Source organism: Kurthia massiliensis, assembly GCF_000285555.1.
GTDB lineage: Bacteria > Bacillota > Bacilli > Bacillales_A > Planococcaceae > Kurthia > Kurthia massiliensis.
Window position 1 is genome coordinate 162,811 of sequence record NZ_HE611001.1, and the last position, 9,241, is coordinate 172,051.

General features: G+C 40.7%; 8 protein-coding genes. 3 read left to right on the forward strand and 5 right to left on the reverse strand.

Translation table 11 applies throughout. The annotated features are described in order from the left end of the window. Nucleotides 1-95 precede the first annotated feature (95 nt). The gene (locus tag KMHG_RS13635; protein WP_010290322.1) at nt 96-761 is read left to right on the forward strand and encodes a hypothetical protein; all 666 of its coding nucleotides are present in this window, start codon (nt 96-98) and stop codon (nt 759-761) included. Between the two features lie 44 nt (nt 762-805). Here KMHG_RS13635 and KMHG_RS13640 read toward each other — a convergent pair whose 3' ends face one another. Both KMHG_RS13640 and KMHG_RS13645 read right to left on the reverse strand, forming a co-directional pair. Further along, a complete protein-coding gene (locus tag KMHG_RS13640) occupies nt 806-1,153 on the reverse strand; it encodes a YlbF family regulator (RefSeq protein WP_010290324.1) in 348 nt (115 codons plus the stop codon). Nucleotides 1,154-1,167: 14 nt separating this feature from the next. Further along, complete coding sequence (locus KMHG_RS13645) at nt 1,168-2,310, reverse strand: DUF445 domain-containing protein (protein WP_010290327.1); 1,143 nt, start codon at nt 2,308-2,310, stop codon at nt 1,168-1,170. A gap of 137 nt (nt 2,311-2,447) precedes the next feature. Here KMHG_RS13645 and KMHG_RS13650 point away from each other — a divergent pair, with 137 nt between their 5' ends. Beyond that, nucleotides 2,448-2,651: a DUF5342 family protein gene (locus KMHG_RS13650; protein WP_010290329.1), complete on the forward strand. Its 204-nt coding sequence runs from the start codon at nt 2,448-2,450 to the stop codon at nt 2,649-2,651. Here the strand turns inward: KMHG_RS13650 and KMHG_RS13655 are convergent. The 3 genes from KMHG_RS13655 to KMHG_RS13665 form a co-directional block, all read right to left on the reverse strand. After that, nucleotides 2,642-3,901, reverse strand: coding sequence for an MFS transporter (locus tag KMHG_RS13655; protein ID WP_026022118.1), 1,260 nt, complete (start codon nt 3,899-3,901; stop codon nt 2,642-2,644). The genes KMHG_RS13650 and KMHG_RS13655 overlap by 10 nt on opposite strands. A 71-nt stretch (nt 3,902-3,972) precedes the next feature. After that, nucleotides 3,973-5,703 (reverse strand): ABC transporter ATP-binding protein, encoded by a 1,731-nt coding sequence (locus tag KMHG_RS13660; RefSeq protein WP_010290332.1) that lies wholly within the window; start codon nt 5,701-5,703, stop codon nt 3,973-3,975. Further along, a complete protein-coding gene (locus KMHG_RS13665; protein WP_010290333.1) occupies nt 5,696-7,441 on the reverse strand; it encodes an ABC transporter ATP-binding protein in 1,746 nt (581 codons plus the stop codon). Before KMHG_RS13665 ends, KMHG_RS13660 begins: the two co-directional genes overlap by 8 nt. Before the next feature lie 427 nt (nt 7,442-7,868). On the opposite strand from KMHG_RS13665, the gene KMHG_RS13670 reads away from it, so the two are divergent. Then, entirely contained in the window at nt 7,869-9,215 is a 1,347-nt protein-coding gene (locus KMHG_RS13670; protein ID WP_026022119.1) for a hemolysin family protein, read from the forward strand. Nucleotides 9,216-9,241: the final 26 nt, after the last annotated feature.

The following is a 9,241-nucleotide window of genomic DNA, read 5'->3' on the forward strand; positions in this document are numbered from 1 at the left end:
GCCGAATTAGAAGCGATGTTTAATCGCTAAATGTGACGATCTACCAATTTTGGGTTGAGCCATTTACACAAAATTATTGACGGTGCCAAAAGGTTATGGAATTTAAAAATCTTTGTTTATGTACTTTACTATTAGCTACTGCAATTAATTTAGCAGCTTGTAGCTCTGATTCTTCTGCGGAAAGTACTTCAAACACAACTTCAACTCAAAAAAATAATGATACTAAATCAGAAACTAATGAAGATGCAAATGATACATCTTTAGATGAAGATGAGGAATATGCGGACGACGATGAAGAACTTTATACAACTGAAGATATTTTAGAAGAGATGTTACCAGATTTAACAGATGACACATTAGAGCTAGCTACAGAATCATATATGTTTATTAGTGATCATCCTAATTGGTTCCCTGCTACTTCTAAAAAAAGTATATCTGCTGTAAAAAAGGCGGAGGATCATTCTGTCACAGTTCAGCATTTAAATAAAAACGTTTCACCTTATTATGAAAAAATACTTTCTTTTAGCGGCGTTGTAGTTTCTATTGAAGAAGACGACGATGGCAGCTTAACAATTGCACATGTTATAGACGATGAAGATAATTCTTATCAATTCTTTATGTTCGGCACATCTGGAGATATACTAGAAAATGATTATGTACGCATATGGGGGATTCCTCTAGGGCCTTTAAGTTTTGAAAATGTAAGTGGCGGTACGACAAACGTACAAGTAATTTTCGGAACGATGATTGAAAAAATTTAAATAAGAAAAAGGCAGCAGATATAATATCTGCTGCCTTTTTCTTATTACTGAATACCGTCGTACATTGCTTGAATTGGTTTTGTTAACACGCGGTTAATTTCTTGTACTAACTCGCTTAATGCCATTTCAGCCATTAACATTTTAGAAATCGCTTCGTTTTGTTGTGCAAGTTGTGCTGTTTTTTGCGCATATTGCAGTTCATCTTCACCGATTTCTTCACCTTTAAATTGTTTTTCTTGCAGTTTTAATTGTAATTCACGGAAGTTCGCGAATAATTTTACGGCGTCTTCGTTTTGTTTTACTGCTTCAATTGCCTCTTGTAATGCGTGGAATTGTTCTGTTTGGCGGAATGTCGCCTCTAATTTGTTTAAATCGTCATAAATGTTAATCATGGATAAAGTCTCCCTTACATAAAGTATGAAATAATGCCTTGGAAAATACCGATGAAACCACCGAGTACGAAACCAAGAACAGTGATCATTTTAAGCTCGCGTCCTGTAATACCGAGTACTAATTTTTCAAGTACTTCTAATGGGAAGTTATCCACTTGCTCACGGACTAACTCTTCGATATTTAAGCGGCCAATCATCATTTCTAAGTTTTTCTCTATTTTAACAAATGCCGTATCGACAACAGGTGGCACGACGTTTTCAGCTAAGTGGTTTGCACCATTTGGCCAGTAGTGAACGAGTGGTTGATCGAGGCGGCTTTCAATCGCGATTTCTTTTTTCGCATATCGTTGAATGCTTGATGTAATCGATGTGAAATCCAGTTCACCTAAAACTTGCGGTACTGTTTGGACACGCAATTTTTGCCATTCATTCGTTAAAATATTATTAATCATATCAAATGTTGACGGTGCAACGAGAAATTTATGAATTTCTTTTTGTACTTTCAACACGATTGAGTCGCTATCACCTAAAAACATTTGAATCATGCCACCGAGCGTCCCTTTTGAGTTCAAGAAATTATCGATTAAATTTTTAATCGTTAAATAACCTTCACTCGATGCAAAATAATCATCGCCACGTTTTAAAATGTAACTTGATACTTCCGGAATTTTGCCGTCGATTTTATCGTTCCAGCTTCCAGGTAGTAACTGTTCAATCGTTTCTTGTGATAACACGTTTTTAAAGTTATTAATTTGTGTATCAATGATGAAGTCCACTTTATCTTCTACGAGTTGTGGTGCATTTGCGATACCCGCTTCTCGCAACCAATCTTGTAACGTTTTTTCTTCTGTAAATACATATTGTTGAATGAGTTCATTCGCTTTTGCTTCTACTTTTTGTTGTGTAGCTGCATTGAAAAATTTTTTACGAAACATTTCTGGTGTTAATAAATAATTGACGACCGTTTTACCGAGCTGCTCCGCAATTGCACCGCGTCGTTTCGGAATAATCCCTGGCGTAAACGGTAAGCGACGACCAAATAAATATTTTGGCTCTAGCGGTCGAAAAAGCATTTTAATCGCAATATGATTTGTGAAACCACCAATCACTGAACCGATTACTGCCATGATCACAATTTTCCACAGTAAATCTAGCATATGCGTCACCTTTCTTTTATCGTTTCACTGTCTGTTCACATTATAGCAGAGGCAAAAAAAATCGCATATCGAAAGCCCTCGTTCGCAAATTGTTTGAAAAATAGGTAAACTATTACAAATGAGAGGAGTGATATGCGATGATTCAACATTTTAAATTTAAGCCTTTATACAATTCAAAACTACCTGGCTGGCAACTTACTTTTTATAACGCTCGCACGTACTATGAAGTCGTTTATAATGCGGACGGTACATTAACGTGCGTAACACCGAAAGAAACGGTGCTCGACGAACAACTCGTTGAAGAAATTCAAGCGTTAATGGCCTTTCACGTTTACGACTGAGTTTTCAACTGATTGAAACGTTTGCCGAACATGAAATAGAAATACGTTGAGGCGCTTAAATAAAGCACCGATGTTAATAAAAACGTATATACATAGCCGTAGTAGCTACCGAATATGCTGACGAGCATCGTTGCCGGCAGCCCCATTGAGGCCCAGCCGACTTGGAATACCATTTGGTTGACCGAGTTGGCAAGGCCTTTATATTTGTCGTGGACGATATCCATCGCCACCGTACTTTGAATAGGTGATGCAGCATTCATAAGCGCTTGGCGGAATAAAAAGCCGATTGATGCGACCCATAAATTTGTCGTAAACGCCGTTAATAATAAAAACGGAATCGACGCATATTGGAACATAATAATCGCTTTCACTTCCCCAACACGTTTTACGAGCGCTGGTCCAATTAACTGCGCCACAGCAGTCATCGCCGAACCGACCGCTAAAATGAAGCCGATGTAAGAATTAGAGGCATCGAAACGGTTGGCGAAATATAAGTTTAAATACGGAATGACGAGCCCAGATCCTGTCCCAATCACGAGCTGTGCAATCCCAAATAAGACGATAATTTTTAAGTTACTTTTAAAATCAGAAGCGTGATGATCTTGTACAAGTCGTGGTGCTTTCGGTTTGTCTGGATCTATCGCTTCCGTTTGTTTTTTCATAAAGAACATCGGCACAATCCCTAGCACGAAAATGACGACACCGGTCATTAACGCGACGCGAATACCGGCCGCTGCACTAATATTGAAAATATGACTCGCTGTATCAGCGATCACCCCACCGAATAAATTACCGATGACACCGGCAATCGTTGCGATTGAAAAGTGTACGCTAAACAACTGCATACGTTCTTTCGGTCTTGAGTTTTCTGCTAAATACGGTACGCTTGCAACTTGTGGCAATGCCCAAACGAGACCTGTTAAAAAGGCACCGATTAACATCGTATGTTCCGTTGCTGTTACACTACGAACCGTTAATGTAACAGCGGTTAATGCCGCACCAATCATAATCATCCATTTACGACCGACCTTATCGCTTAAAATTCCTGCCGGCACTAAAATAATTGCTGTCGCTAATGCCGTCATCGCAATGACGTGACCACTTACTTCCCCCGCAAGGCCGAGCTCGCGAATATATAAATTGTACATGACGCTAAAAATCCCCATACCGATTTGGATTAGCGCATTCCCAAACATAAACAATTTCACATTTCGATTAAAAGAATTTAATTGATTCTTCCAATCTCTCAATCCGTTCGTTACGTCCACCAGCTTTCTTTAAAGTTCACGGTAATACATGCTACGCCGCGCTTTCAAAAATATCAATTAGTTTGCTCGATACCAGACTGCAAACGATACATTTGATAATATTTTCCTTGTTTTGCGAGTAACTCTTCGTGAGTCCCACGTTCGACAATGCGACCAGCATCTAGGACTAAAATCAAGTTAGCATTCTTAATAGTAGAAAGTCGGTGCGCAATCATAAATGTCGTGCGCCCTTTTTTCAATACGTCCATCGCCCCTTGAATCATTTCCTCTGTTTCTGAATCAATATTCGATGTCGCCTCATCTAAAATTAAAATCGCTGGATCAAAGGCAAGTGCACGTGCGAATGAAATGAGTTGGCGTTGTCCTGATGACAGCGTCGCACCACGTTCAACGACAGGGTCATCAAGCGAAATGCCTTTTAAACCTCCAACTGCCTCAACCGCTGCTTTTACGCGTTCGTCCGAAATACGTGGATCACCTAAACTAATGTTCGATGCGACAGTTCCGGTAAATAAATACGGGTCTTGTAAAACGATGCCCATATGCTCTCGAATCGTTTGCACAGGAACGTCTTGTATAGGTCGTCCATCAATCTCAATGCGCCCTTTTGATACATCGTAAAAGCGGAATAGTAAATTCATAATCGAACTTTTCCCCGAACCAGTATGCCCAACGAGTGCGACCGTCTCGCCTGGTTGTGCTTCAAAATCGATGTTTTGTAGCACATATTCATCGTCTTTATACGCAAAGCTTACGTCGTTAAAACGCACATGCCCCGCGTAACGTGGCATATGCTCGTTGCTCACTTCGGTACCGTCGTATTCTAGTAGCTCAAACACACGCGTCGCAGAAACACGCGCCTTCTCTAAACGATTGAGCTGACCGACGATTTGCATAAATGGGTTAAATAAACGCGTCATATAGTCCACAAACGCGTACAATAGACCAACTGAAAACGTGTCGACACCGTCAAGTGCTTGCGCCCCAAAATACCAAATGAACGCGAGGAAGACGAATGAGCGCAACAAGCCGATTAAATTGTGTGTCGTGGCCGCATCGAGTGACAACATTTTATTTTGATAGTCATAATGCTCTTTGTTCATCTGTTCAAATTCAGCGGCGATCTTTTTCTCTTGACCGAACGCTTGAATAATCGTCATACCGTTAATTGATTCATTCAGCATCCCATTCATATCTGATAAGCGCGTGCGAATTTTTTCGTTAAAGCGTTTCGCAAATTTATGGTAAAACCAAACGAACGCGATGAGTGGTGGTAATAAACATAATGCGATCAGTGCCATACGCCAATCTAAAATAAACAGTAAAATGTAAACGCCAAAAATCGTTAAAAAACTTGAGGCAAATTGCGACAATACTGTCACGAATAAATCACGTACCGCCTCTGTATCGTTCGTAATACGCGATACGACTTTCCCTGCAGGTAAGCTATCAAAATAGCGAATCGTTAAGCGATTAATATGCTCATAAACGTCGTTACGCATTTTTTTAATAATATGATTAGCTCCAGATTGTAATAAAATGTACTGTGCGTAGCGGAAAAGTGCTGACACAACGGCTAGTCCGAAGAAAATCGCCAGTAACGTCGTAAATGGTTGCCACGGCACGCCATTTTGTTTCGCATCGGTAATATAGCGGTCAATCATCTCTTTAGCGATTAATGGTCCTGCTAAATCTGCTCCAACGGCAATGAGTAAAAACAATACGCCGATGATCAATTGTTTCTTATACAACTTAGCATAACCCCATAAACGTCCTTTATGCATCACGCTCACCTCCTAGCTGTTGCAATGCAAATTGCTCGTGATACCAGCCGCGTTGCGCGACTAATTCATCGTGCGTTCCTTGCTGAATCATACGTCCATCTTCTAGCACGATAATACGGTCTGCATGCATGACAGCTGACAAGCGGTGCGTAATAATGATCGTCGTTTGATCCCTACGAAGCGCTTGGATATTATGAATGATCGTACTTTCCGTTTTTGCATCAACGGCCGACAAAGAATCATCTAAAATTAAGATTTCGGGATTCCGAATTAATGCACGCGCAATTGAAATCCGCTGTTTCTGTCCACCAGAGAGCGAAATACCTTTTTCGCCGACCATCGTTTCAAGCCCTTGTGGTAAACGTTTCACATCTTCCTCAAAGTTGGCCATACGAATCGCTGCTTGAAGTTCTTCTTCTGTTGCATCGTCTTTCCCGAACAAAATGTTTTCACGCACTGTACGAGAAAATAAAATATGCTCTTGTGGTACGTAACCAATCCAACCACGAACTTGTGCTTTCGTCTGCGATGCAATCGATGCATCCCCTACCGCAATATCTCCGTCTCCTAACGGATATTCACGTAATAACTGCTTGACGATCGTCGTTTTCCCGCTGCCAGTCTTGCCGACGATGCCGAGCGTTTCACCGCGTTTCAACGTAATGTCGATATCGACTAAATTCGTTGTACGTGCGGTCGGATACGTAAAGTTCACGCCGTCAAAAACGATGCCTTCAGGTGATGCTTGTATAACTGGTGACGTAGGATCAGGTACGTCTTCTCCTTCGTTTAACGTTTCGCGCACACGGTCTGCCGAAGCATTCCCACGTTGCATGACGTTAATCATTTCGCCGATCGCCATCATTGGCCAAACGACCATACCGAGATAGACATTAAACGTCACGAGTTCACCAATCGTAATAACCCCTTTTGACACGAGATAAGCACCGTAGCCGAGTCCGAGCATATAACTCATCGCCGTTAAAATTTTACTAATTGGCGCAAACAGTGCATCGACGCGCTCGACTTGCATATTTTTGTCGTATACGTCTTGCGTCATATTGTTAAACTGCGCTTCCATTTCACGCTCTTGCACGTATGCACGCACGACGCGAACGCCTTCAACTGCTTCAAGTACGCGGTCATTCATATCACCAAATGCCGCTTGTGCAGCGACGAAACGCTCATGAATTTTTTTACCGATGAGCTGCATCGCATACGCTAAAAACGGTAGCGGTAAAATCGCCACGAGCGTTAACTGCCACGAGATGCCAAAGCCCATCATTAAAATAATCGTTACTAAATAAAAACTAGAATCAAGCATCGTCATAATGCCGTAACCTGCTGTTTCTGACACAGCATTTAAATCATTTGTCGAACGTGCCATTAAGTCGCCGGTACGATTGCGCTCGTAAAACGGCGGCGCCATGTGTAAAAACTTCCCCATGAGCGTACGACGCACTTCATACTCTAAAATGTTCGAGCCTCCGAACAATTGATATTGCCAAATATAATTTGTGATATAACCGATGACCATGACAGCTACCATAAAGAAGCTATATTGCCATAGCAAATCACGCGTTAATTCTTGGCGATAAATCGCATCAATCGTGTCGCCGATTAATTTCGGTGGCACGATTTCAAGCACGCTGGAAAACGCTAGTAGTAAAATCGCAATCGTATATCGCTTCCACTGCGCTTTGAAAAACCAGTCGAGCTTTTTAAAAATATCAAACATAATGTGCTCCTTTCAAATGCCCGCACAACACAAAAAGGCACGCACTCCTACGAGAGCGCGTGCCGAAACGTAGTAGTGTACAGAGAGTTCTTCTGCACACGTAAGCCTAGTTAAATGAGTTGTGCGGAAGTATGTGTGAAATTGTTCATGATATGATTAAAAACGTATAAATGAATCATGTGACATACCTCCTTTTCATTAGTTGCCTATCATGCTACACCGAGTTTTTGTAATTGTCAATATTTTTTTAATTTTCCGTATTAATACTTTATTTTAACCATATAGTAAAGAAGCTGCTATTTCCGCATAGAATATTTGAATTTTCTTCCTAAGTATTCTATTATTATTTTTACTAACTAATTTTTTATTACAGGAGGTGTACACTTTGTCCTTCCCCTCATTTGGGCTTTAAGGACAAAGGAAGTCTTTGGACATAGCCATACGGTTGGCAGCAGTAGCTGTCTTAATCGCGATCTCCGCATTTTTCGTCGCAACTGAATTTGCGCTCGTAAGAATGCGTACTACTCGAGTGAATCAGCTCGTCGCTGAAGGAAATAAGCGGGCAATAACCGCTAAAAAAGTAGTCGATAATTTAGACGAATATTTATCGGCCTGCCAATTAGGAATTACGATCACTTCATTAGCTATAGGTTGGTTGGGGGAAGATGCAGTTGCGGCTGTTATCGAACCTCTATTCCACTTCGTCGGTCTTGAAAATGAAGCGATCATTACGTTAATTTCATTTATTCTATCATTCTCAATCGTCACATATGTGCACGTTGTCATGGGTGAATTAGCACCGAAAACGCTTGCCATTCAAAAAGCGGAAGGTGTTGCGCTTGCCGTTGCAAGACCACTCGTTATTTTCCACAACGTCATGTTCCCATTCATTAAACTATTAAACGTTTCTGCACGAGGTGTTGCAGCGATGTTTGGCTTAAAGGGTATGAATGAAGGAGACTCAGCCATGTCTGAGGAAGAGCTTCGTTTGACATTGTCAGATAGTTTAAAAGGCGGCGAAATTAATCAGTCTGAATATCGTTACGTAAATAGTATTTTCGAATTCGATGATCGCACTGCCAAAGAAGTCATGGTACCTCGTACAGAAATCGTCGGTATCGATAAAGACCTTACATTGAAAGAGGTCTTTGAAGTGATCGGTGTAGAACAATACACACGTTACCCCGTTATCGACGGCGATAAAGACCATGTACTCGGTCTTGTTAATATGAAATCTTTATTAACAGCCTACATTAAAAACCCAGAAGTAAACGGTAATAAACCGATTACGACATATATGCGTCCGATTATTCGCGTATTTGAAACAGCACCAATTAGCGATCTTTTATTAAAAATCCAACGTGAACGTATTCATATGGCCATTTTAATGGACGAATACGGTGGTACGTCTGGTTTAGTGACAATTGAGGACATCATTGAAGAAATTGTCGGCGATATTCGCGACGAATTCGATACAGATGAAATTCCTGAAGTGCGTAAAGTAAAAGAAGGCCACTACATTCTTGATGCGAAAATGCTGATCGAAAACGTTAACGATTTCCTTGGCATTTCAATTGAAGAAGATGACATTGATACAATCGGTGGTTGGGTCATGACGAAAAACTTTGACGTTGTCGAAGGTGAAAAAATTTATGAGCAAGGATACGAATTTATCGTAAAAGAATTAGATGGTCACCATCTACTTTATCTAGAAGTCAAAAAATTAACGCCGGAACAAGTCCAAGCACTTACACCACAAATAGAAGAAGCATAAAAAAGAGCGATTCAGTTTTTCTGAAT